Source organism: Pseudomonas sp. NPDC087690 (assembly GCF_044743175.1).
Taxonomy (GTDB): Bacteria; Pseudomonadota; Gammaproteobacteria; order Pseudomonadales; family Pseudomonadaceae; genus Aquipseudomonas.
In genome coordinates this window covers 75,414-98,228 of record NZ_JBIUVX010000016.1, presented here as the reverse complement: position 1 = coordinate 98,228, position 22,815 = coordinate 75,414, and the positions used below count along the sequence as shown (strand labels likewise).

Here is a 22,815-nt window from a genome sequence, read left to right as displayed (position 1 = left end):
TATGGCCCGTGGGGTTAACAAAGTCATATTGGTCGGCACTTGCGGCCAGGATCCCGAAGTTCGCTACCTGCCTAACGGTAACGCCGTGACCAACCTGAGTCTGGCAACCAGCGAACAGTGGACCGACAAGCAAACCGGTCAGAAGGTCGAGAAGACCGAGTGGCACCGTGTTTCGATGTTCGGCAAAGTCGCCGAAATCGCCGGTGAATATCTGCGCAAGGGTTCGCAGGTCTACATCGAAGGCAAGCTGCAGACCCGCGAGTGGGAAAAAGACGGTATCAAGCGTTACACCACCGAAATCGTGGTCGACATGCAAGGCACCATGCAACTGCTCGGCGGCCGTCCACAACAGGGCGACCAACAAGGTGGCGGCAACAACTATCAGCAGTCGGCTCCGGCTCCGCGCCAGCAGGCTCCGCGTCCTCAGCAGTCGGCTCCACAACAGCGTTCGGCCCCGGCTCCACAGCAGGCCGCACCGCAACCGGCTCCGGATTTCGACAGCTTTGATGACGATATTCCGTTCTGATTCGCTGTTGTAACCGCCGCAAATAAAAAGGCCCGTCGCTTAAACGACGGGCCTTTTTTGTATGCAAAAAATCTGTTGTTACCTCAAATCCCTGTGGGAGCTGTGGTTCAGTCAAGGATCAGGTGCGGCAGGAAGCGGCTCGAATCCTTGGTGATCAAACTGTTGTCTTCCCGCACACCAATCCCCGCCGCCTGATCGCCAATCACCCACGAGCCGATCAGCGTGTAGCTGTCGCCAAACTTCGGCAGCGGCGCAAACTCCTGCAGGATAAATGGCGCATCGGTGTACGGCCCATCCTCCTTGACGATCAAACCGTCCGGGGTCTGCAGTTCAATGTTGGCACCTTCGCGGGAAAAGTACGGCTTGCGCACCCAACCCTTGGGCACTGCATTGGCCGGATTCGGGTCGAGATGCGCCGCCAGCAGATTCGGATGCCCCTTGTGCATTTCCCACAGTAACGGCAACACGCCTTTGTTCGACAGGATCGCCTTCCATGCCGGTTCGAAAAACTGCGTGTCGCACTCGGCAATCGCCGCGCCGAACGGTTCGTGGAAAATGAATTCCCAGGCATGCAGCTTGAACAGGTGCGGGATCCAGCGATCTTGCAGATCAACAAAGCGACCTTCAGCCGTAAGGCCGATGTCTTCAATGTCGATGTGTCGCGATTCGATACCGACTTTTTCGGCGATCAAGCGCAGGTAATCCGTGGTGCCTTTGTCCTCGACCGAGTCTTTCATCGACGCAAAGTAAAACGGCCGCTTCAGTTGCAACTCGGCAAAGGCCTGGTGCAGTTTGGTGTCGATGCTGTTGAATTGGTCGGCATGGCGCGGCAGCGTGCCGCGTTCGATGCATTGCTCAAGCCAACCCCACTGGAACGCCGCCGCCTCGTAGAGGCTGGTCGGCGTGTCGTAGTTGAGCTCCAGCAGTTTCGCCGGGCCGTTACCGCTGTAGGAAAAGTCCATGCGTCCGTACAGATGCGGATGACCTTCCAGCCAGGAGGTGCGGATCATGTCGTAGTACGACGCCGGGATGCTCAAGCGGTCGAGCAACTCTTCGCTGCGCACGACGCGGTCAACCAGGTCCATGCACATCTCGTGCAGTTCGGTGGTCGGATCCTCGAGATCGTTTTCGATCTGCGCCAGCGAGAACTGGTAGTAGGCGCTTTCGTCCCAGTACGGTTCGTCATCGATGGTATGGAACATGAAGCCGAGACTCTCGGCGGTGTGTTTCCAGTCGGGGCGCTCGGCGCAGTGGATCTTTTTCATGATCAGCTGCTCGAACGGCCGGAACTGCTGCCCCAGCCACCCCATCCGCTGCGGGCACTGGACTGGCTGCCGAAACCGCCACGGGAAGTCGAGGAGGCGACGTTCACCGGTTTGCTCTTGCTGCTCTCATAGTCAGGCTGGCTGCGCGTGACCGGAGCAGATTCGACTTTGCGGTACTGCGTCGAGGTGTTGTAGGTCTGGCGTGTGTCGCGATCACGATAAACCGTGCGATTGGAGTTGTTACTCATCGCGTTGCCGATCAGCCATCCCGTGAGCAGGCCGCTGGTCGAGCTAGCGGAAGAATGAGTCGTGGCCTGTGCGGCTTGTGCGGCGTTGACGTCACCGGCGGGCATCTGCGCATCGGCAATCGCATCGAGATTCTGCGGCGCTTCAGCGTTCTGGCTGATTTTGAAGCCACCCAGTTTCGGCACGAATTTGCCGGACGAATTTTTCTGGCACCAGTCGGCGGCAAAGTCTGCGTCGCACTCGGCCTTGTCATCGTACGCCGGGGCGATACGACGGTGCTCGGTCAGGGCGGCGACGTAGGCGTTCGAGCAGACATCGGCGGCGACTTCGGCATCGACACACTGCTCGACACTCTGGAAGCTGCGTGGCTGATCGACTGCTACCGCTTCGCCGGAGATGGCCAGGGCCACCGAGGCGGCGAGGGACAACTGAACGTATTTACTGCGTTTCATCGAGGGCTTCCTGCCGGTCAGTTGGACGGTGTCATGCAGGCGGCATTGAGCATGCCGACGCTGATCGCCACCGCAGCGACATAAATGCCGGAAGCCACTTCACCGTTGGCGATGCGCTGGGAAGTGCCTTTGAGGACCAGGCCTGTGGCGAGAAATGCCAGCAGTTGTACAACTGCCGCAATCACCGCCCAAAGCACGAAGTCGACGACATTGACCGAGAAGGCGATCACGTTACTGGCCGGAATCGCAAAACCGATGATCGCGCCGGACAGCGCAATCGCCGCGGCGCTGTTGCCGGAACGGATCAGCTCGAATTCCTTGTGCGGGGTGATGCGTGTGTAGACGAATTGAAACAGCATGAACAGCAGCACGGCGCCGATCAGGTAAACGACGAAACCGACCAGTGCGGTCTTGTTCAGGGAAACGGCCAGCACTTCCAGCATGAAAAACTTCCTTTTTAAATGGTGCTCAAATCAGTCGTGTACAGCGAGATACCCAGAGAGGTGCTCAAGCTGACGGTGCCTTCTTCGTCCTGTTCGACGGAGAACAGCAGCAATTCGCGGCGATCGGTCAGGCCAGTGTCGCGGGCGTAAAGCATCGAGTGGTGTTCGATGGTGTAGCTTTCGTCCGGGTTGACCACTTGCTCGGTCATCGGTACGAGTTCGGTCTGACCTTGCTCGGTGCCCCATTCGCGGGTGAACCCGACACCGTCGTGGGTGTAAGCCGGAAGGCCGATCGGGCTGCTTGGACCCGCCAGGCGCTGCAGTTCGGCGTCACTGTTGACGGTCACGTAACTGAGGTAGTTGAACAGGGTGACCGATTCGATCTGGTCGTCGCCGGTGACGTGGATCTGCAGCCAGAAATCCTCGTCGTTCATGTAATAGCGGTGCAGTTTGTTGGACTGGCCGAGGTCGACCCAACCATGGCTCCAGATCGCCTGATCAAAGGGCACGCGCACGGTAGTCGAACCGTCGAGCAACAGCGCCAGCGTCGTATCGAACCTGACGGCCTTGCCCTGCGCCATGCCGAGTGGGCCACTGGCAACGGTCGGTGTTGGCGCAGCGTTCTGCCAGTTGCTGGTGCCCAGCAAGTCTTTAAACCATCCCATGGGTACGTTCCTTGAAGCGGGTGGAAGTGTTCGTTGGCGAAAAAGCGTGGCTAGTGTACCGGGCTGCGCGATCAACAACACGCCACAAAACAAGTAGGAGTGAGCCTGCTCGCGATTGCGCCGGTTCAGACAACACTGAGGTTGAATGTTCCGGCCTCATCGCGAGCAGGCTCACTCCTACAAGGGTTTTTCGCAGTGATTACTGAGCGGACTTTTGCTTCAGGCGCTCAAGAATCGCATTGGCGCTGCCTTCGTTTGGCGTGATGCCGGCGTCGCGCAGTTTGCGATCCAGGTCGTTGCCGGTCGAGGCGTCGGCCAGTTCATCAGCGGCACTCAGCTCGGCGGCGCGTTGCTGCTGCTTGGCCTGCAGGCGATTCAGAGTGCCGACGGCGGTTTCCAGTTTGCCATTGGCGCCGCCGCTGGCAATCGATGCGCTCACTTGGGCTTTCTGCACGCTTTCACGGGCCTTGGCCATGTCCACTTGCTGGCGCAGGCTCTTGATCCGCGCCTCGGCCTTGCTGATGTCTTTGCGCATGTTTTCGGCGTAGGTGCCGAACTCGTCGCTCTGTTTTTTCTCGGCGTCGAGGTCGTTGGTCAGGGTCGAAATCGCTTCGGCCACTTCCAGCGCGAGGTCTTCACGACCGGCGTTCAGGGCCGAAACAGCCTTGGCTTCGAGATCCTTGATCTTGGCGTCGTACTCGCTCACGCGGTCAGCAGCCAGTTTGTGCTTGGCCATGATGGTGACCAGTTCACGGCGGGCGTTCGACAGTGCGGTATCGGCGTCGCGGATTTCCTGGTCGAGGATGCGCAGGGCCTGTTGGTCGACGATTGCTTCGCCGACTTCATTGGCGCCGCCGCGCAGTGCGGTGAACAACTTGCTCCAGATGGACTGAGTCATTGGATATTCCCTGTTGATTACTTGAAGAAGTGTTCGAAGGCTTCGCTTGCGCGCTGCACGTTGTCGACCAGGGTTTTCACCTCGGTGACGACGTTGGTCAGGCTCGAGTCGGCGCTGAGGGCGCCAAACATGTTGTAAACGGTCTGCCCGTTCGGCATCGACTCGATACCGATCGAGGACAGCGGGAACATTTCCCGGCTGCGCAACACGGCGTCGTTGAAAGTCGCTACGTCCGAGATCGAATCGATGTCCACCAGCACGGTGTCGACGATGATCTGCTGGCCAGCCAGGGCGATGTGAATCGGCAGACCGCCGAATTCGTTCATTTCCAGCTTGATGCTGGGTTCGGAGCTCTGGATCAGCGACAGCGTGATCTCTTGCGAAGCCACCTCGTCCAGGGCCTTGAGGGCGTTGAAGAGGCTATCAATGGTCCAGTTGTTGCCTGCGCTCATGTAATTCTCCGACATGAAAGAGCCAGCCAGAATCGGTTGGCGTAGCTGTTGCTCCATTTGCTTGAGCAAGCTTCGGTTTTCGGGAAGCACCCAAGTTTCGTGTTTCACATAACCGGCAGCGGCCAGGCCTGCGCGCATCTGCTTCATATAGAAGCTCGACGGTTTTTTCGCCGACGGTTTCGCGCGCTCTCCCTTCGGGCTTTCTGATTTCGATGTGGGGGAACGGCTTTTCATGGCAATGGCTCGGTTATGAACATCTCACGCGTGAGCCACACTACAACCAAATCAAAGTGCCATCAATGGCTCACGCGTGAGATTTTTATGACAGACGAAAAAAGGCCCGCTGGAAGGCGGGCCCGGATAGTTTGCAAGGTATGACTCAGTGAGGTTTTGCGAGGAATTCGTCGGTGGACACCACGCTGGCGTAGGCAAAACCCAAGGCTGACATGAACGCTGCGTGAACATGCGCCGCCGGCACGGTAAGGCCATTGAACTCCAGGTCGCGGCTGGCGCAGGCGTCGTGAATCACCGTAACGCTGTAGCCCAGATCCGCCGCTGCACGGGTGATACCGTCGACGCACATGTGGCTCATGCTGCCGACCACCACCAGTTCCTTGATGCCTTTCTCGTTGAGGATCGCTTGTAGTTCGGTTTCGCGGAATGAATTGACGAAGTGTTTGAGCACGACAGGTTCATCGGCGCGGTTGAGCACTTTGGGATGCAGCTTGGCGCCTTCAGAACCCGGGGTGAAAAACGGTGCGTCGGGGGAGGTGAATTCGTGGCGGATATGCACCACCGAATCGCCTGACTCACGAAACGCTGCGATCAGCCGCGCGGCGTTGTCGGCGGCGGCATCAGCACCGGCCAGCGGCCACTTGCCTTGGGGGAAGTAGTCGTTCTGGATATCGACTACGATGAGCGCTTGCTTGGCCATGGGTGTGTCCTCGATGGATTGGCTGGAAGTGGCTTCAGTATTGACGCTGACCAGCGAATCGAGGATTGGCCGCACCGACAATAAGCAGGGGAAAACTGACAATGGGCGTAGAAAGGGCCGCTGTCGCTGAACTGGGCATATTGATTTACCCCGGTGCGCAGATGGCGGCGGTGCATGGCCTGACCGATCTGTTCGCGGTGGCCAACCGGATTGCCGCCGAGTATCAGGCTGCGCAACTGCCGCTGCTGCGGGTCAGTCACTGGCAGATCGAAGGGGTTCAATCGCCCGAGCGGATTTATGACAGTCGTCCGGGCAGTGACAGCCATCTGCTCGCGGTGCTGATTCCGCCGTCTATCGGTGGTTTTTCTGCGGCGCAAATGCCGAGCGGTCTGTTGCAGTGGCTGCGCGATCAGCATGCTCGTGGGGCGACGCTTGGTGGCGTCTGCGTCGGGTCGTTGCTGTTGGCGGAAAGCGGTCTGCTCGACGGCCGTAGCGCCACTACGCACTGGACGTCGGCCAAGGCTTTTGCCGAGCGTTATCCGAAGATCAAACTCAAGGCTGATACCCCGATTGTCGACGACGGTGACTTGATCACCACGGCCGGATTGATGGCTTGGTCGGAACTGGGATTACGTCTGGTCGACAGGTTGCTCGGGCCGAGCATTGCCACCGGCACCGCGCGATTTCTGGTGATAGAGCACAGTGACAGCGCCAGTGAGTGCGGCAGTAATTTCGCGCCGATTCTCGGTCATGGCGATGCGGCGATTCTCAAGGTGCAGCACTGGCTGCAAAGCACCGGTGCGACGGATGTTTCGTTGACGGCGATGGCGGAGCGGGCCGGGTTGGAGGAACGCACATTTCTGCGGCGGTTCCGCGCGGCGAGCGGCTTGAAACCGACCGAGTACTGCCAGCATCTGCGGGTCGGAAAGGCGCGGGAAATGCTCGAGTTCAGCAATGGCACGATTGATCACATTGCGTGGACGGTGGGCTATCAGGATCCGGGTGCGTTTCGCGCGATATTCAAGAAGATTACCGGGCTGGCGCCGAGTGATTATCGGGCGCGGTTTGGATTATCCCGTTAGTCAGAAACAACCCAGTACCTGTGGGAGCGGGCTTGCCCGCGATTCGATCTCACAGTCGGACGAGTCGGTGACTGAACCACCGCTATCGCTGGCAAGCCAGCTCCCACAAGGTTCTCCGGCGGTTTATGGATCGTGCAATTTGCCGGGGTTTTGCGGGCCGTCGTGCAGTTTGAAACAGGCGTGATGCCAGCACCTTTCGGGCAAGTTTCTGATTGGTCTATGATTTTCCTAGAGCAGTCGTTGGCCTGATCTCTGCACCCTCCACCGCTACAGTCATCGAACCGATGGAAGGGGGACGCATGACCCCGACACCCCGCAAAAAAATCGTCGTCGCCCACTCGGTGCGTGCCGACGCGCCGCAGCATGAAGTGCAAACCAACAAGGCGCTGGCCCGCTGGCTGGCGCAGATTATCGGGTTGAAATTCGGTGGCAGTTACGACCCGGAAAAACATCGCGGCCGTGATCTGTATCTGCTGCCCACGCAAACCATCGTCGGCGCTGCCCAGGCCCAGGCGCTGGGCATCAACGGCCCGGAAGATCTGTGGGGCGGCTTTGTCGAACATGACTTCATTTGCACCAAAGCCATCAGCCACGGTCTGCGCAGCCATTTGGCCACAGCGCCACAAGGCTGGTCGCCGCTGTTCAGCGAACGCACGCGCAATGTGGTCCTCGACGGTCTCAGCGTGTTTGCTCTGGAAGATGCACGGCCCGCTGCCGAGCACTTGTTGTACAGCGGGCCGATTCGTCTGAAGCCGATTCACGCCTGCGCCGGTCGCGGTCAGGAAGTTATAAAGAGTCTGGGCGCCTTCGACGAAGTCCTCGCCCGTCCCGACATTGAAAAATACTTCAGTGAGGGCGTAGTGCTGGAGCAGGACTTGAGCGACGTGGTCACTCACAGCGTCGGCCAGTCATTCATCGGCGACAAAGTGTTGAGTTATTGTGGTGATCAATACCTGACCAAAGACGCCCACGATGAAGAGGTTTATGGCGGCTCGAACCTGCTGGTGGTGCAGGGTGGCTATGACGATCTGCTGGCGCTGGATTTACCGGACGATGTGCGCCTGGCCATCGAACAGGCGCAGATTTTCGACAGTGCCGCCGACGAAGCCTACCCACGTTTCTACGCCTCGCGCCGCAACTACGACATCGCCCAAGGGCTGGACAACAACGGCAAAACCCGCAGCGGTGTACTCGAACAATCCTGGCGCATGGGTGGCGCCAGCAGCGCTGAAGTCGCCGCGCTGCAAAGTTTCGTCAACGACCCGGGGATGCGCGCGATTCGCGTGTCTTCGGTGGAAACCTACATTGATCAACCGCTGCCGGCGAATGCCATCGAGGTGTATCGCGGCCCGGCCGAAAACAGTGAATTTCTCCTCAAATACGTAACGGTCAAATCCTATGACGGCTAGAAGCGAAAGCATTCAAATCGACATTGATGATGAACAGATGAGCGGGACCTTTCTCAGTCCCAAATCGAAAGTCCCGGGAGTGTTGTTTGTCCACGGTTGGGGCGGTAGCCAGGAGCGCGATCTGGAGCGGGCCAAAGGTATCGCCGGTCTCGGTTGTGTATGTCTGACGTTCGACTTGCGCGGGCATACCGGCGGCACCGGAATTCCGCTGACCCGCGTCACCCGCGAAGACAACTTGCGCGATCTGCTCGCGGCGTACGACCGCTTGCTGGCGCATCCGGCGCTCGATACCTCGGCAATCGCCGTGGTCGGCACCAGTTATGGCGGTTACCTGGCATCGATCCTTACGTCATTGCGCCCGGTGCGCTGGCTGGCGTTGCGCGTGCCAGCGCTGTATCGCGATGAGCAATGGCACACGCCCAAACGTGAGCTGGACAAGGCCGATTTGCGTGATTATCGAAGCACGCTGGTGCGCGCCGACAGCAACCGTGCGCTGCATGCGTGTTCGCAGTTCACCGGGGATGTGTTGCTGGTGGAGTCGGAAACCGATGACTACGTGCCCCACGCGGCGATCATGAGTTACCGCGCGGCATGCCAGCAGACCCATTCACTGACGCACCGGATTATCGACGGCGCCGATCATGCGCTGAGCGAGCCGGTGTCGCAGCAGGCGTATACCTCGATTCTGGTGGACTGGATTACCGAGATGGTTGTTGGTGAGCGGTTGAGCATTATCCAATCCTGAAGATCAAAAGATCGCAGCCTGCGGCAGCTCCTACAGGGAGAATGCATTCCAACTGTAGGAGCTGCCGCAGGCTGCGATCTCTTGTTCTTAATGCCTCGGTTTCTTCTCTATCCGCAGCGCCTTGGCCTTGGCCTCAACCACCAAATACATCACCACTGTTATCAACAACGGCAATAGAAAATAAATCGCCCGATACGCCAGCAACCCCGCCACCAGACTGCCGCGCGAAGCCTCGTGTTGCAGCAGCGCCACAAACACCGCCTCAAGCACCCCAAGCCCCGCCGGAATATGGGTAATGACCCCGGCAATCGCGCTGATCAGCAACACCCCCAGCACCAACGGGTAGTCGAGCTTGCTCGGCAGCAAGGTGAAAATCACCGCCGCCATCAACGACCAGTTCAATGCGCCCAGCAACAGTTGCAATACCGCCATGCGCAGCGACGGCAGATTGATCTCCACACCGCGAATCGACCATTCGCGGCGCTTGGAAAACTGGCACGCCGCAAGATAGCCCGCGCTGATCAGCAGCAGTAAAACGCCGATGCCTTGCAGCGCGGTGCTGCTGACTTTCCACCCCGGCGGCATGCTCACCAGACCGCTGCTGAACACCACGCCGGCAATGGTCATGTAGCCAAACCAATTGGTCGCCAGGCTCAGGCCGAGGATCTTGGCGATGTTGCTTTTGCTCACCCCAAGGCGCGAGTAGAGCCGATAACGCATGGCAATGCCGCCGACCCACGCGCTCAGGTTCAAATTGAATGCGTAGCTGATGATCCCCACCGGCAGGATCTGTTTCCAGGTCAGATCCTGGCGAATGTAGGTGCGTCCGATCAGGTCGAAACTGGCGTACACCAGAAAGCTCAACAACGTCAGGCTGGCCGCGATGATCAGCGTGCGCACTTTGAAGTCGGCGAGGGTCTGCAGCACTTCGGCCCATTCGATGCGCGTGGCGAACATCGTCAGCAACACGATCAGTGCGAGAAAAAACAGCAGCGTCAGCGGGCGTTTCCAGCGACTCCATTTCGAGTGCGTCGCAGGCGTCGAATGCTGGGCGGAATGCACCTCGGAATGGCTCATGAGCGGTCACCTCGAAACGGCTTGAGCCTTGGTTTGTGCGCCGGCAGCCAACCGGCCATTGCCGGGAAGTGCCGCAGAAAGTGGAAGACCAGAAACCCCACGGTCATGTGCCAGATCCGCCCGCGTGGCGACTTGCTCGCATCCATGGCCTTGCAGTGATTCTGGCTGAGGTCTTCGAGGCGCTCGAACAAGTGCTGATTGAAGGCGCGGTCGCGAATCAGCACGTTGGCTTCCAGGTTCAGCGACAAGCTCAACGGGTCGAGGTTGCTCGAACCGACGGTGCTCCATTCGTCATCGACAAGCGCGACTTTGCCGTGCAGCGGGCGCGCACAATATTCGTCAATCTGCACTCCGGCCTTGAGCAAATAATCGTAGGTCATGCGCGCCGCGAGTTTGGCCACCAACATGTCTGGCTGCCCTTGCAGAATCAGTCGCACCTCGACACCACGTCGCGCCGCATTGCGGATTTCCCGCAGCAAGCGGTAACCGGGGAAGAAATACGCGTTGGCGATCACCACGCGGCGTTTGGCGCGGCGCAGCACTTGCAGATAAACGTCTTCGATATCGGTGCTGTGCTGGTCGTTGTCGCGGAACACCAGACGTACCTGACCGTCATGGTCGTCGAAAGCCATTTCGGCGCGGCGCTGGCGGCGGCGCTGCCACCAGAACCGCGCGCGGCCCGGGCGACCACTTTGCAGCAGGGCGAAATGGTGGATGTCGGCGACCGCCGGGCCCTGAACTTCCACCGAGTAATCCTGCTTGGCTTCGGGGCCGAAATCGGCCAGGTGATCGCCGGAAAAATTGATTCCACCGATGAACGCGACCATGCCATCGACCACGACGATTTTACGATGCAGACGGCGAAACCAATTGGTGCGGATGCCCAGCCGTTTGGGGGCCGGATCGAAGATCTGCAAATGCACGCCGGCCGCACTCAGCGCGGTGAGATAGCCGGTGGTCAGCTCGCCGCAGCCAAAGCCGTCGAGGCTGACGGTGGTGCGCACGCCGCGCTTGGCCGCATCAATCAGAATCTCCTGCAGTTCGGCGCCGACCTTGTCTTCGAAAACGATGAAGGTCTCCAGGAGGATTTCACTTTTCGCCGCGCGCATGGCCTCGAACACGCGAGGAAAATATTCCTCACCGTTTTCCAGCAACTGCACATGATTGTTGCCCTGCCAGCGATATTCGACATCGACTTGGCCGGGCTCGCGTATCGGCGGGGTGATAGCTATCGGTTCCACGGCGGATTTCTCCAGCGGCGCGCTGTTCATAGTTCGATCTCCACCGATAACGGTGCGTGGTCGGAAAGGTGGGACCAGGGCCGGTTGGCAAGGACTTTCGGCTGACTGGCTTTAAGGTTGCGCACGTAGATGCGGTCGAGGCGCAGGGTCGGCAAACGTGCGGGGAAACTGCGTGCCGGTTTGCCGTGATGCTCGGCGAAGACTTCGCGCAGGCCACAGGGTTTGAGCAACGCATCGGCGCGCTGGCGCCAGTCATTGAAGTCACCGGCGACGATCACGGGCGCGTCGTCCGGCAGTTCGGCCAAGCGTTCGCCGAGTAGCTTCAACTGCGCGTTGCGATGACTTTCACGCAGCCCCAGATGCACGCAGATCGCATGGATCTCGGCGCCGTCGCCGGGCAGGCGCAGCACGCAATGCAGCAGACCACGGTTCTCATGGCCGCTGATCGACACGTCGAGGTTGTCGTGGCGGATGATCTGGAATTTTGACAGCAAGGCATTGCCGTGATCGCCCTCCGGGTACACCGCGTTGCGCCCGTAAGCGAACTGCGGCCAGAGGCTGTCGGCAAGGAATTCGTACTGCGGCATCGTCGGCCAGTTGCTGTAGCGCTTGGGATGGTGCTCGTGGGTGCCGTGAACTTCCTGTAAAAACACCACGTCGGCGGCGACGCTGCGCACCGCTTCGCGCAATTCCGGGAGGATGAAGCGTCGGTTTAGCGCGGTGAAGCCCTTATGGGTGTTGACCGTCAGCACGGTGAACGTACGTACCGAAGGCGCGACCACCGAGCCTTCATCAGTGAAACCGACCGGTTCCGGAATACTCATGCCAGCACTCCTTGCGCAGCGGGTTCGCCGGGGGCGGTGGCGAGGTCTCTGTCCAGTTCGAAACGTTGCAAAAGATCGCGGGCGTCGTACGGCGCGCGGACTTTGATGTCGTTGTCGAAATAGCAGAATACTTCGCGGGATTTGCGTGGGCGCGGCTTCAAGCGTGGCGCAATCAAATGCGCATCTTTCGGTTGTTCGCCGTGATGCCAGGCGTCGATGCGCTCGGCCCAGCGTTTGAGGGCCGGCGCGGTGTAGCCGCTGGCGTAAAGCTCTTCGGCACCGTGCAGGCGCAGGTAGACGAAGTCGCTGGTGAGGTCTTCGCGGTAGGGCCATTTGTTTGCGGTGTCGGCGATTACCAGGGCGGTGTTGTAGCGCTTCAGCAACCGCACGAAATCGGGATCAAGGAAGCTGTCATTGCGGATCTCTACGGCATGGCGCAGCGGCTTTTTGCGCCGGGCTTTCATGCTCGCGTGACCGCGCAGGTGCGAGTCATGTTGATGGGCGAGGGCAGCGGCCGCTTCGGTGTCGTGGGGCAATAGCGCGAGGAAATGCTCAAAGCGCTCAGGCTCGAATTTGAAGTTTGGCGGGAATTGCCAAAGGATCGGCCCGAGTTTTTCCTTGAGTTCCAGAATCCCCGAGGCGAAGAAATTCGCCAGCGGTTTCTCGATGTCACGCAAGCGGCGGATGTGGGTGATGAAGCGCGGCGCCTTGACGCTGAAGACGAAGTCGTCAGGCGTTTCGGCGTACCACTGTGCATAACGTTCGGGTCGTTGCAGGGCGTAGAACGATCCATTGATTTCGATGCTGTTGACCGCCCGCGACGCAAATTGCAATTCGCGCTTTTGCGCCAGTCCCTTGGGGTAGAAGTCCCCGCGCCACGGTGCGTAGCGCCAGCCGGAAATACCGATGTGAATCGTCGCCATGCCGCCCTCCCGTCGAAAGTCCTCGTGTTGCCGGTATCTTTTGATGACTGCGGGCGGGCCGGGAAAGTTTCGATGGCGTTACGGACGGTCACGTCCAAGGCGAAGATCAAAAGCGCTCCCCCTCACCCCAACCCTCTCCCCCAAGGGGGCGAGGGGGAAGGGAGCAGATCTTCAGGGTTTTCAGGGTTTGAGTTCGACTCCGGACTTGCAAGTCGGTGTACTTCTCGCAGGCAACTCGGTCAGCTCCCTCTCACGCGGGGAGGGGGCGAGGGGGAAGGGAGCAGATCTTCAGTGTATTCAGGACTTGAGTTCGACTCCGGACTTGCAAGTCGGTGTACTTCTCGCAGGCAACTCGGTCAGCTCCCTCTCACGCGGGGAGGGGGCGAGGGGGAAGGGAGCAGATCTTCAGTGTATTCAGGACTTGAGTTCGACTCCGGACTTGCAGGTCGGTGTACTTCTCGCAGGCAACTCGGTCAGCTCCCTCTCCCTCTGGGAGAGGGCTGGGGTGAGGGTGCTCTTGAACTTGCTGGGCAATTACCGATCAGTTCCTTACAGGTTCAGCCACGGGAGATCGGAGTTTTGCTCAAGTTCAGGATCGCCATTCTGCTGGGAGCACTGTTGTTTCTCGGCGCCAGTGAAATCGACGCCGCCGCGTTGCCGGGCATCCCGGCCGCCACCGAGGAGGCGGCCAAACCTGAACCGATTGTGCAGGGCGGTCTGCTCGGTGCGATCAGTTCGAGCATCGACGACGTCCAGGACAAACTCGACATCAACGAACACCTGGTCGACGCCTGGCGCCTGCGCGCCGATCGCGCCGCCGATGAAGTCGACAAACTGGTCAATCAACCGTCGAACCGCTCGGGCTGGAGCGTCGCCGGGGATTTCCTTAGTCTCTCTGGAACTTGGCTCGGCAGTTTTGCGCTGCTCACCGTACTCGGCAGTTTGTTGGCCAACCGTATGCGTGGAGGTCGCTGGTTGCGCACCCGTCAGCGCAGTCAGGATCTGATCGGCTACTTGTTGCCGTACACCGTGCCGGCGCTGATCTGCCTGCCGCTGACGCTTTACGTCAGCCACTTTCTGCCAGCTTCGGTCGGACGTGCGCTGGCGCTGTGTCTGGCCTACGCCACCAGCAGCGGCATCTTTTCCACGTCGATGTTGTTGTGCGTGGTGGTGATGTTCAATGTCGGGCACAAACGGCCCGCTGCACGCATCATCCGCAATTATTGTCCGCGACCATTGTTCCTGATCGGCTTCCTCGCCGCCCTCAGCGATGCGCTGACCAGCCCGCAAATCGCCCGTCAACTGGGCGGCAATATCACCAGCAGCGTCGCCGTGTTTACCGGCCTGATCGCCTCGGTGATTTTCGGACTGTTGGTGATTCGTCTGCGCCGTCCAGTGGCCCATCTGATTCGCAACCGTTCGCTGGCTCAACGTTTGAAACAGCCCTCCTTGCAGGAGTCACTGCGGATTTTTTCCGGACTGTGGTATTGGCCGATTGTGTTGATGGTGCTGGTCTCGGCGGTGAATCTGATCGGCATCGGCGAGGACAATCAAAAAGCCCTGCGCTGCGCGTTGTTCACCACGGTGCTGCTGATCGGCACGGTGTTTCTCAGCACGATTCTGCAGCACTTGTTCAAGTCACGAAAAGCCGAGGCGATCCAGCGCAGCAGCGCCTATAAGGAACGCTTCCTGAGCCTGTTGCATGCCTTGCTGCGGATCGTCATCGCGATTGCCTTCATCGATATTCTCGGACGGATCTGGGGCGTGTCGCTGCTTGATTTCGCCCAGAGCAGTACAGTCGGGCGAGCAATCAGTAACGCGCTGAGCAGCATTGGTCTGATCTTTCTGGTGACGTGGCTGTTGTGGGTGGTGCTCGACACGGCGATTCAGGAAGCACTGAAGCCACCAGTCAGCAAGCGCGGCGCTCGCCAGCCAAGTACGCGGGTGAAAACCATCCTGCCGCTGCTGCGCAACGCGATCAAGATCATCCTCGTGGTGATCTGTGCGATCACCACCATGGCCAATCTGGGGATCAACGTCGCGCCACTGCTGGCCGGGGCCGGGGTGGTCGGTCTGGCCATCGGTTTCGGTTCGCAGCAACTGGTGCAGGACGTGATCACCGGGTTGTTCATCATCATCGAAGACACCTTGTCGATTGGCGATTGGGTGGTACTCGATTCGGGCCATGCCGGCACGGTCGAAGGGCTGACCATTCGTACCCTGCGTCTGCGTGACGGTAAAGGTTTTGTGCACTCGGTACCGTTCGGCCAGATCAAGGCTGTGACCAACCAATCGCGGCAGTTTGCCTTTGCGTTTTTCTCTGTGCAGTTCACTTACGACACGGATGTGGACAAGGCCATCGAGCTGATTCGTGAGACCGGCGATTCGATCCGCGAAGACCCGTTCCTCAAGTACAACCTGCAAGGGCCGCTGGATGTGTTTGGCGTGGACAGGATGGATTTGAACGGCGTGGTGCTGACGGCGCAATTCCGCACCGTGTCGGGTGGGCAGTATGCGGTGAGCCGGGCGTTCAATCAGCGTTTGAAGAAGCTTGTGGATAACACCGAGACGGTGCATTTCGCGCAGACTTATCCACAGCAGGTTTTGTTGCCGAAGCGTTCGCAGGGGAGTGAGGTGGTGGTGAGCGAGGTGCCACATGAATCGAGGACTTAATATCGGGTTTTGTGTTGGTAATACTGGCGTCATCGCGAGCAGGCTCACTCCTACCTTTGGAATGCGTTCCCCTGTAGGAGTGAGCCTGCTCGCGATAGCACCAGAACAGCCGACATCAATGCCGGATCAATTTGCTGCGCACCTGCTCCATCGCGATCTGATCCAGCTCCAGCCAAAATTGCGGCTTACCGGCAATCTCCGCCGCCGCCGGCAAACCATCCCGATACACCAACCGATTACTCACCAGCGCCGGCACTTTCACCCCCGGCAACAACGTCCCGGCGAGGTTCAGCGGATCAGCCCCGCACACCGCAACCAGACTGCCGTCCTGTGGCCGCCGACGTACTTCGCGTAAAAGTGGAATCGCCTCCGGCAAGGCAAACTGCTCCCCCGCCAAGCCACTGACAAACCGTCCACCACGAATCTCGCCGCGCGCTTCCAGTCGATGAAACGTGCGCAGCAATTCCCGCCAACTCGGCAACCAATCCGCCTCACGCTCCAGCAAGCGCCAGAACACCACGCCATAGCGGCGCAGCAAGGTCATGGCGACATGTTCCAGGGTTTCGCTGTTATCCACAGCTGCCCCGCGCCGCAGCAAGGCCCAGCGCCCGGCATCATCCATGCCGCCTACAAACGCGCCGCGCCCGCGACGACTGCTGCGCTGCTGGCGTTTGCTCGCCGGGGTGATCAGCGCACGCAGGCCAGCGAAACTGTCGGCATTCACCAGCCCGGCGCCGACCAGTTCCTGCAGAGCGATTTCCAGCTCGGTGCGCAGCAGATGCGCCTCATGAATCAACTCATCGAAAAACAGCGCGCCGTGCTGACTCAACGCTTTAAAGACCTTCTGGGTTTTCGGCGACAGTTCGCTCACGGGCGTCTGTTCGGCCAGCGCACTCCACAAGCCAACCTGACTGCGCGGCAGCAACACGATGGGCGTACTGCGCAACGCCGTGCCGCTGATTTTTTGCCGGGCACTGAGGCGCGTCCACACCAGTTTGCCGTTGCGGCACAGCTCATCCAGCCAGCTCGGCGAATAGTCCTTGAGCCGCGCCGGCAGAATGTCGCTGTCCCACGCCGAAGCTGCCGCTGCGTAGCCTTCGAACTGGCTGACAATCGCCGGCAACACCGCGCCGCCCTGGCCCCGCGTCGAAGGCGAGAGATGCTGCCAGTCGAACAGAAATCGCATGAAATCCTGCAAAGCCACCGGTTCGATTTCCCGGCGCAGACGCTTGACCGTGTAGCGATGAATACGCGCGAGCAGGTGACGTTCGCACCATTCTTCGATGTTCAGTTTCGGCGTGAATTGACCGCGCAGGACATAGCCTTCGCGCTCCAGTTGAGCGAGGGCTTGGTTGACTTGAGTGGTTGGCAGCCCCAGCGGTTCGGCGATAGCGGTTAACGGCAACGGGCCGAAAGCACCGAGCCGTGCGCGGATCACTTCGACCAATGCCTCATCGTACGTCCAGGTTTCATCGAATCCCGGCAAGGCCTCCAGCCCGGGTTGCAATTTAGCCTGTGGATAAAGTGCTTGCAGGCAGGTCAGGCGCTCGCGGGCCAGCCATAAACAATGCTCGGAATCGATCTGCAAACGGCAGGCGCGGCCGCTGCTGGCCAAGGTTTCCAGCCATTTGCGCCAGCCTTCGTTCGTTTGCACCTCATCCTCGCTGATGCACGCCAGACTCATCAGCGCCTCATGCATTTCATCCACAGCGTTCGGCGTCGGCCAGGCTTCTTCGCGCACGGCGTTTATCGCGTCTGCATCCAGCGCACCGAGATCATCAGTCGATTGCGGATCGCTCCAGCGGCGGTTGATCACCGCTTGAGTGCGACGTTCTTCCAGCGGTGCATCGTCGAGAAAAGCGTACGGCCGAGCACTGAGAATTTCCGCCGCGAGCGGTGAGGGCGCCGGCAGATCGCGGCTGATCAAACGCACCTCGCCACGCTCCATGCGCCGCAGCAGATTGAGCCAGCCTTCGCTGTCCATCGCCTCGTGCAGGCAGTCGTCGAGGGTTTGCTCGATCAATGGATGTTCGGGAATTTCCCGTTCGCCGGCGAGGTTTTCCAGGCAGGCGATCTGATCGGGAAACACGCTGGCAATCAGGTCTTCGCTTTTCATCCGCTGCAACTGCGGGGCGACTTTGCGCCCACCGGTAAAACGCGGCAGCGCCAATGCCACCCCGGCATTCCAGCGCCAGCGCACGCCGAACAGCGGCGCATCGAGCACCGCTTGAATAAGGATGTGCTCGGCGCTGTTGCTGTGCAGGTAACGCCAGATCTCATCGAGTTCAAAGCTATGGCTGGTGGACAGCGACAGCACGATCGCGTCTTCGCTGGCGGCAGCCTGCAACTCGAAATTGAAGGTGCGGCAGAATCGCTTGCGCAGGGCCAGGCCCCAGGCGCGGTTGATACGGCTGCCGAACGGTGAGTGGATGATCAATTGCGTGCCGCCGGACTCGTCGAAAAAACGCTCCATCAACAGCGTGTCCTGCGACGGCAGGGCGCCGAGGGTCTGACGGGCGCGGGCGAGGTATTCGACCAGTTGCTCGGCGCTGGCGCGGTTGAGGCCGAGGGTGTGCGTCAGCCAGTCGAGCGCCGGTTGCAGATCGCCGGGGCTGGCGCCGAGCAACGCGTCGAGCTGCGCTTGCAGGCGGGCGACAGCCGATGACAATTCATCGCTGCGCCCCGGCGCTTCGCCGAGCCAGAACGGAATGGTCGGCGGCTGGCCGTGGGCATCCTCGACGCGCACCTTGCCGGTTTCCACGCGCAGAATCCGATAGGACGTGTTGCCGAGCTGGAACACATCGCCGGCAATGCTTTCCACGGCGAAGTCTTCGTTGACGCTGCCGATGTTCAGGCCTTGCGGCTCGAGCATCACGCTGTAATCAGCGTTGTCGGGGATGGTGCCGCCGCTGGTCACAGCGGTCAGTCGCGAGCCACGCCGGCCCCGCAAGGTGCGGTTGACGGCGTCGCGATGCAGATAAGCGCTGCGGATGCCCTGTCGGCCGTTGTAGCCTTCGGCGAGCATGCTCAGCAGGGCCTGATAGTGTCTTTCGTCAAGGTCACGGTAGGGCGAGGCTTGGCGGAACATCGCCAGCAAGGCGTCCTCCGGCCATTCCTGGCAACTGACTTCGGCAATGATCTGCTGCGCCAAAACATCCAGCGGCGCGACCGGGATGTGCAGGGTATCGAGTTCGCCTCGGCGTACGCAGTCGAGCAGGGCGGCGCATTCGATCAGGTCGTCGCGGGTGGTGGCGAACAACCGACCCTTGGGTGTGCCGCCCACCTGGTGACCGGATCGGCCAACCCTTTGCAGAAACCCGGCGATGGAGCGCGGTGAAGCGATCTGACAGACCAGATCGACTTCGCCGATATCGATGCCCAGTTCCAGCGAAGCGGTGGCAATCAGCACTTGCAGTTCGCCGCGCTTGAGCCGTTGTTCGGCGTCGAGGCGAAACGCCTTGGCCAGACTGCCGTGGTGCGCCGCCACGGCGTGCTTGCCGAGGCGTTCGCTGAGGTGCCGGCTAAGCCGCTCGGCGAGGCGCCGGGTGTTGACGAAAATCAGCGTGGTGCGGTGCTCGCGGGCAAGTTCCGTGAGGCGGTCGTAGACCAGCTCCCAGACATCGTTGGCCATGACTGCCGACAACGGCACGGGCGGTACTTCGATGCCGAGATCCCGTGGCCGCGCGTGGCCGATGTCGATGATTTCGCAGGGGCGCTCATGGCCGACGAGAAATTGCGCCACGGCTTCGACCGGTTTCTGCGTGGCGGACAGGCCGATGCGGGTCAGCGGTTCGGCGCACAACGCTTGCAGGCGCTCAAGGCTCAGAGCCAGGTGACTGCCACGTTTGCCGGCGGCCATCGCGTGGATTTCATCGATGATCACGGTGCGCGTGGTGCCGAGCATTTTGCGGCCCGATTCCGAGCCGAGCAGAACGTAAAGCGATTCCGGTGTGGTCACCAGAATGTGCGGTGCCGATTTGCGCATGGCCACGCGTTCTTTCTGCGGCGTGTCACCGGTGCGCACGGCGGTGGTGATGTGTACTTCCGGCAGGTTCATCTGCCGCAGTTGTTCGGTGATCCCAGATAGCGGGTTTTGCAGGTTGATGCGGATGTCGTTCGACAGTGCTTTTAGCGGTGAGACATAAACGACGAGCGTTTCATCGGGCAAACCTTCGGGGTTTTCCAGGCCACGGTGAACCAGATCATCGAGTACGGCGAGAAAGGCTGTGAGGGTTTTGCCCGAGCCGGTGGGCGCAGCGATCAGCGTCGAACGGCGCTGGCGGATCAACGGCCATGCGCGGGCCTGGGCGTCGGTGACCGTCGGGAAAGTCTTGCGGAACCAGGCGCTGACGGCGGGGTGAAAGCCTGCCAGGGCCGCGTCCGTGGGGATGGGCAGATTCATGGCTCAAGTTATGCGGGCGCAGGGGGGAAGATGCAAGTACCGTTCGGGCCTCATCGCGAGCAGGCTCACTCCTACAGGGGAATGCATTTCAATTGTAGGAGTGAGCCTGCTCGCGATGGCGCCAGTCGAAGCGCTACAAATATCCGGGATGTACACTTTACGGATGACGGTTGCGCACTAAACCCGCAAAATGCAACGATTCCGGCAATTATCGGCGACGGTTCCACAAGATCTGTCGCTAAAGCCATCGTTCCAACCAGACTGGGCCTGCTGACTCTATGCGAATGCGCCTTATGTTACTGGGCGGCGGAAATGCCCTTGGGCAGGCGCTGATTCGCCTCGGTGCAGAGGAAGACATCGGTTTCCTCGCCCCCCGCCCGCCCGAAAACGGCTGGGATGCCGCGAGCCTGACCCAATTGCTCGACGACACCCGTCCCGATGCGTTGATCAACCTCGCCTACTATTTCGACTGGTTCCAGGCCGAGACCGTCAGCGAAACGCGGATGGCCGGGCAGGAACGTGCGATCGAGCGTCTGGCCGAACTGTGCCAGCACCACAACATTGTCCTCGTGCAGCCCTCCAGCTATCGGGTGTTCGATGGCTCGCGTGCGACTGCTTACAGCGAAAAAGACGAACCGGTGCCGCTCGGTCTGCGCGGTCAGGCCTTGTGGCGTATCGAACAGAGCGTTCGCGCGACGTGCCCGCAGCACGTGTTGCTGCGTTTCGGCTGGCTGCTCGATGACAGCGCCGACGGCACCCTCGGGCGTTTCCTCGCCCGCGCCGAGCATCCGGAAGAATTGCTCCTGGCCGATGACCGCCGCGGTAATCCGACCCCGGTCGACGACGCTGCGCGGGTAATCATTTCGGTGCTCAAGCAACTCGATTGCGCCGCGCCGCTGTGGGGCACTTATCACTACGCCGGCCACGAAGCGACCACCCCGCTGGCGCTGGGCCAGGCGATTCTGACCGAAGCGCGCAGCCTGCACGCCCTGGCCATCGAAGCGCCGACCGCACAGGCTCACGCCGCGCGCCCGGACGCAGCCGAAGAGCCGCAACACGCAGTGCTGGCCTGCAAGAAAATTCTGCACACTTTCGGGATCAAGCCGCGCGCCTGGCGTGCTGCGCTCCCGGCTTTACTGGATAGGTTTTATCGCCATGGCTGAAGGCCCTGTTTTAATCACCGGCGGCGCCGGTTTCATCGGCTCGCACCTGACCGACGCCTTGCTTGCCAAGGGCCATTCGGTGCGCATTCTCGATGACCTGTCGACTGGCAAACGCGCCAACCTGCCGCTGGACAATCCCAAGGTCGAGCTGATTGTTGGCGATGTCGCCGACGCCGCACTGGTCGCGCAAGCGATGCAGGGTTGCAGCGCTGTGGCGCACTTGGCCGCCGTGGCCTCGGTACAGGCCTCGGTGGATGATCCGGTAAAAACCCACCAGAGCAATTTCATCGGCACGCTGAATGTCTGCGAAGCGATGCGCCAGACCGGGGTCAAACGCGTGCTGTACGCCTCCAGCGCGGCGGTGTATGGCAACAACGGTGAAGGCCAGTCGATCGACGAAGACACGCCGAAAGCGCCGCTGACGCCGTATGCCTCGGACAAACTGGCCGGTGAGCACTACTTCGATTTCTATCGTCGCCAGCATGGTCTGGAACCGGCGATCTTCCGTTTCTTCAACATCTTCGGCCCACGTCAGGATCCGTCCTCGCCGTACTCCGGGGTGATCAGTATTTTCAGCGAGCGCGCACAAAAAGGCCTGCCGATCACCGTGTTTGGTGACGGCGAGCAGACGCGGGATTTCCTCTACGTCGAGGATCTGGTCGATGTGCTGGTACAGGCGATTGAAAAGCCGCAAGTCGAAGAGGGGGCAGTGAACGTCGGCTGGAATCAGTCTATGAACCTCATACAGATGCTCGCGTCGCTACAAACAGTGGTCGGCGAATTGCCACCGGTCAGCTATGGTCCCGCGCGTTCCGGTGACATCCGCCATTCGCGGGCGAACAACAAGCGGCTGCTGGAACGCTTCAAGCTGCCAGCGCAGACGCCGATGAGTGTGGGTTTGGCGCGGTTGCTCGGTCGCTACTGAAAAGCCCCCTCACCCTAACCCTCTCCCTGAGGGAGAGGGGACTGATCGAGGTGTACTTTCGAGTTACGCCGACGTGAAATACCGAGTCGAACTCAGGTTTTGAAGACACCACAAATCGGCTCCCTTTTCCCTCTGTCATAGGGAGAGGGTGCTCACCGAGGCGTTCGGATGAGATACACCGAACTGAGGTATCGAGTCGAACTCGGATTTGAAAAGCACACAAATCGGCTCCCTTTCCCCCTCTCCCTGAGGGAGAGGGCTGGGATGAGGGGGAGATCCAACTCACGCCACAGGTTTCCAGCAGACATGAAAAAGGCGCCCTTTGACAGGCGCCTTTTTCACGGCCGGAATTTGTCGCCATTCCTGTGGCGAGGGGATGTTATCCCCCGATCAACTGCGTACGGTCGCCGTCAGTTCTAAGCCTGCTCACCACCAAGCCTCATTCACCACCACGTGAACGTTCGGTAAAA

The 22,815-nt window shown here is 60.2% G+C and carries 19 protein-coding genes; 7 read left to right on the top strand and 12 right to left on the bottom strand.

The genetic code is table 11. The features are described from left to right. The first annotated feature begins 1 nt into the window (after position 1). Positions 2–526 carry a single-stranded DNA-binding protein gene (locus ACIPIZ_RS17125; protein WP_008081898.1) on the top strand — a complete coding sequence of 175 codons (525 nt, stop codon included), beginning with the start codon at positions 2–4 and terminating at the stop codon, positions 524–526. Positions 527–633: 107 nt separating this feature from the next. Here ACIPIZ_RS17125 and ACIPIZ_RS17120 read toward each other — a convergent pair whose 3' ends face one another. From ACIPIZ_RS17120 to ACIPIZ_RS17090, 7 genes are all read right to left on the bottom strand, one after another. Further along, positions 634–1,791, bottom strand: a complete 1,158-nt coding sequence (locus ACIPIZ_RS17120) for a glutathionylspermidine synthase family protein (protein WP_253481643.1) — start codon at positions 1,789–1,791, stop codon at positions 634–636. 2 nt (positions 1,792–1,793) lie between these two features. After that, positions 1,794–2,489 carry a DUF1190 domain-containing protein gene (locus ACIPIZ_RS17115; protein ID WP_064392247.1) on the bottom strand — a complete coding sequence of 232 codons (696 nt, stop codon included), beginning with the start codon at positions 2,487–2,489 and terminating at the stop codon, positions 1,794–1,796. 17 nt (positions 2,490–2,506) lie between these two features. Further along, positions 2,507–2,932: a DUF350 domain-containing protein gene (locus ACIPIZ_RS17110; RefSeq protein WP_064392245.1), complete on the bottom strand. Its 426-nt coding sequence runs from the start codon at positions 2,930–2,932 to the stop codon at positions 2,507–2,509. Between the two features lie 14 nt (positions 2,933–2,946). Further along, positions 2,947–3,597, bottom strand: a complete 651-nt coding sequence (locus tag ACIPIZ_RS17105) for a DUF2491 family protein (protein WP_253481646.1) — start codon at positions 3,595–3,597, stop codon at positions 2,947–2,949. A 199-nt stretch (positions 3,598–3,796) separates the two neighbouring features. Next, positions 3,797–4,495 carry a PspA/IM30 family protein gene (locus ACIPIZ_RS17100; protein WP_064392241.1) on the bottom strand — a complete coding sequence of 233 codons (699 nt, stop codon included), beginning with the start codon at positions 4,493–4,495 and terminating at the stop codon, positions 3,797–3,799. Between the two features lie 17 nt (positions 4,496–4,512). Further along, positions 4,513–5,181 (bottom strand): YjfI family protein, encoded by a 669-nt coding sequence (locus ACIPIZ_RS17095; protein WP_105709071.1) that lies wholly within the window; start codon positions 5,179–5,181, stop codon positions 4,513–4,515. Positions 5,182–5,326: 145 nt separating this feature from the next. Then, positions 5,327–5,881: a cysteine hydrolase family protein gene (locus tag ACIPIZ_RS17090; protein WP_064392236.1), complete on the bottom strand. Its 555-nt coding sequence runs from the start codon at positions 5,879–5,881 to the stop codon at positions 5,327–5,329. A 101-nt stretch (positions 5,882–5,982) separates the two neighbouring features. Between ACIPIZ_RS17090 and ACIPIZ_RS17085 the strand changes: the two genes are divergently transcribed. From ACIPIZ_RS17085 to ACIPIZ_RS17075, 3 genes are all read left to right on the top strand, one after another. Continuing rightward, on the top strand, positions 5,983–6,963 hold the full coding sequence (locus tag ACIPIZ_RS17085) for a GlxA family transcriptional regulator (RefSeq protein WP_401166223.1): 981 nt from the start codon (positions 5,983–5,985) through the stop codon (positions 6,961–6,963). A 299-nt stretch (positions 6,964–7,262) separates the two neighbouring features. Further along, positions 7,263–8,372: a DUF3182 family protein gene (locus ACIPIZ_RS17080; RefSeq protein ID WP_401166221.1), complete on the top strand. Its 1,110-nt coding sequence runs from the start codon at positions 7,263–7,265 to the stop codon at positions 8,370–8,372. Beyond that, positions 8,362–9,117: a S9 family peptidase gene (locus ACIPIZ_RS17075; RefSeq protein ID WP_064392230.1), complete on the top strand. Its 756-nt coding sequence runs from the start codon at positions 8,362–8,364 to the stop codon at positions 9,115–9,117. Before ACIPIZ_RS17080 ends, ACIPIZ_RS17075 begins: the two co-directional genes overlap by 11 nt. A gap of 87 nt (positions 9,118–9,204) precedes the next feature. Here ACIPIZ_RS17075 and ACIPIZ_RS17070 read toward each other — a convergent pair whose 3' ends face one another. The 4 genes from ACIPIZ_RS17070 to ACIPIZ_RS17055 are packed head-to-tail and all read right to left on the bottom strand — an operon-like array spanning position 9,205 to position 13,182. Continuing rightward, positions 9,205–10,194, bottom strand: coding sequence for a lysylphosphatidylglycerol synthase domain-containing protein (locus tag ACIPIZ_RS17070; RefSeq protein ID WP_064392228.1), 990 nt, complete (start codon positions 10,192–10,194; stop codon positions 9,205–9,207). Continuing rightward, positions 10,191–11,465 carry a cardiolipin synthase ClsB gene (clsB, locus tag ACIPIZ_RS17065; RefSeq protein ID WP_064392227.1) on the bottom strand — a complete coding sequence of 425 codons (1,275 nt, stop codon included), beginning with the start codon at positions 11,463–11,465 and terminating at the stop codon, positions 10,191–10,193. Before clsB ends, ACIPIZ_RS17070 begins: the two co-directional genes overlap by 4 nt. Next, positions 11,462–12,259, bottom strand: coding sequence for an endonuclease/exonuclease/phosphatase family protein (locus ACIPIZ_RS17060; protein ID WP_401166219.1), 798 nt, complete (start codon positions 12,257–12,259; stop codon positions 11,462–11,464). The genes clsB and ACIPIZ_RS17060 overlap by 4 nt, the downstream gene beginning before the upstream one ends. Continuing rightward, a complete protein-coding gene (locus tag ACIPIZ_RS17055; protein ID WP_401166217.1) occupies positions 12,256–13,182 on the bottom strand; it encodes a DUF72 domain-containing protein in 927 nt (308 codons plus the stop codon). Before ACIPIZ_RS17055 ends, ACIPIZ_RS17060 begins: the two co-directional genes overlap by 4 nt. A 579-nt stretch (positions 13,183–13,761) precedes the next feature. Between ACIPIZ_RS17055 and ACIPIZ_RS17050 the strand changes: the two genes are divergently transcribed. Beyond that, positions 13,762–15,855 (top strand): mechanosensitive ion channel family protein, encoded by a 2,094-nt coding sequence (locus tag ACIPIZ_RS17050; RefSeq protein ID WP_401166215.1) that lies wholly within the window; start codon positions 13,762–13,764, stop codon positions 15,853–15,855. A gap of 115 nt (positions 15,856–15,970) precedes the next feature. On the opposite strand, the gene ACIPIZ_RS17045 is transcribed toward ACIPIZ_RS17050, so the two are convergent. Continuing rightward, positions 15,971–20,257: a DEAD/DEAH box helicase gene (locus ACIPIZ_RS17045; protein WP_401166213.1), complete on the bottom strand. Its 4,287-nt coding sequence runs from the start codon at positions 20,255–20,257 to the stop codon at positions 15,971–15,973. Positions 20,258–20,535: 278 nt separating this feature from the next. On the opposite strand from ACIPIZ_RS17045, the gene ACIPIZ_RS17040 reads away from it, so the two are divergent. Further along, complete coding sequence (locus tag ACIPIZ_RS17040; RefSeq protein ID WP_105709080.1) at positions 20,536–21,420, top strand: sugar nucleotide-binding protein; 885 nt, start codon at positions 20,536–20,538, stop codon at positions 21,418–21,420. Next, on the top strand, positions 21,413–22,345 hold the full coding sequence (locus ACIPIZ_RS17035) for an NAD-dependent epimerase/dehydratase family protein (RefSeq protein ID WP_401166211.1): 933 nt from the start codon (positions 21,413–21,415) through the stop codon (positions 22,343–22,345). Before ACIPIZ_RS17040 ends, ACIPIZ_RS17035 begins: the two co-directional genes overlap by 8 nt. Positions 22,346–22,815 lie beyond the last annotated feature (470 nt).

Excerpts from the sequence above, each read along its gene's own strand:
- ACIPIZ_RS17100 (WP_064392241.1), bottom strand. The coding sequence starts at position 4,495 with ATGACTCAGTCCATCTGGAGCAAGTTGTTCACCGCACTGCGCGGCGGC.
- ACIPIZ_RS17125 (WP_008081898.1), top strand. The coding sequence starts at position 2 with ATGGCCCGTGGGGTTAACAAAGTCATATTGGTCGGCACTTGCGGCCAG.
- ACIPIZ_RS17075 (WP_064392230.1), top strand. The coding sequence starts at position 8,362 with ATGACGGCTAGAAGCGAAAGCATTCAAATCGACATTGATGATGAACAG.
- ACIPIZ_RS17045 (WP_401166213.1), bottom strand. The coding sequence starts at position 20,257 with ATGAATCTGCCCATCCCCACGGACGCGGCCCTGGCAGGCTTTCACCCC.
- ACIPIZ_RS17110 (WP_064392245.1), bottom strand. The coding sequence starts at position 2,932 with ATGCTGGAAGTGCTGGCCGTTTCCCTGAACAAGACCGCACTGGTCGGT.
- ACIPIZ_RS17080 (WP_401166221.1), top strand. The coding sequence starts at position 7,263 with ATGACCCCGACACCCCGCAAAAAAATCGTCGTCGCCCACTCGGTGCGT.
- ACIPIZ_RS17055 (WP_401166217.1), bottom strand. The coding sequence starts at position 13,182 with ATGGCGACGATTCACATCGGTATTTCCGGCTGGCGCTACGCACCGTGG.
- ACIPIZ_RS17035 (WP_401166211.1), top strand. The coding sequence starts at position 21,413 with ATGGCTGAAGGCCCTGTTTTAATCACCGGCGGCGCCGGTTTCATCGGC.
- ACIPIZ_RS17060 (WP_401166219.1), bottom strand. The coding sequence starts at position 12,259 with ATGAGTATTCCGGAACCGGTCGGTTTCACTGATGAAGGCTCGGTGGTC.
- ACIPIZ_RS17105 (WP_253481646.1), bottom strand. The coding sequence starts at position 3,597 with ATGGGATGGTTTAAAGACTTGCTGGGCACCAGCAACTGGCAGAACGCT.
- clsB (WP_064392227.1), bottom strand. The coding sequence starts at position 11,465 with ATGAACAGCGCGCCGCTGGAGAAATCCGCCGTGGAACCGATAGCTATC.
- ACIPIZ_RS17090 (WP_064392236.1), bottom strand. The coding sequence starts at position 5,881 with ATGGCCAAGCAAGCGCTCATCGTAGTCGATATCCAGAACGACTACTTC.
- ACIPIZ_RS17070 (WP_064392228.1), bottom strand. The coding sequence starts at position 10,194 with ATGAGCCATTCCGAGGTGCATTCCGCCCAGCATTCGACGCCTGCGACG.
- ACIPIZ_RS17085 (WP_401166223.1), top strand. The coding sequence starts at position 5,983 with ATGGGCGTAGAAAGGGCCGCTGTCGCTGAACTGGGCATATTGATTTAC.
- ACIPIZ_RS17040 (WP_105709080.1), top strand. The coding sequence starts at position 20,536 with ATGCGAATGCGCCTTATGTTACTGGGCGGCGGAAATGCCCTTGGGCAG.
- ACIPIZ_RS17120 (WP_253481643.1), bottom strand. The coding sequence starts at position 1,791 with ATGAAAAAGATCCACTGCGCCGAGCGCCCCGACTGGAAACACACCGCC.
- ACIPIZ_RS17115 (WP_064392247.1), bottom strand. The coding sequence starts at position 2,489 with ATGAAACGCAGTAAATACGTTCAGTTGTCCCTCGCCGCCTCGGTGGCC.
- ACIPIZ_RS17095 (WP_105709071.1), bottom strand. The coding sequence starts at position 5,181 with ATGAAAAGCCGTTCCCCCACATCGAAATCAGAAAGCCCGAAGGGAGAG.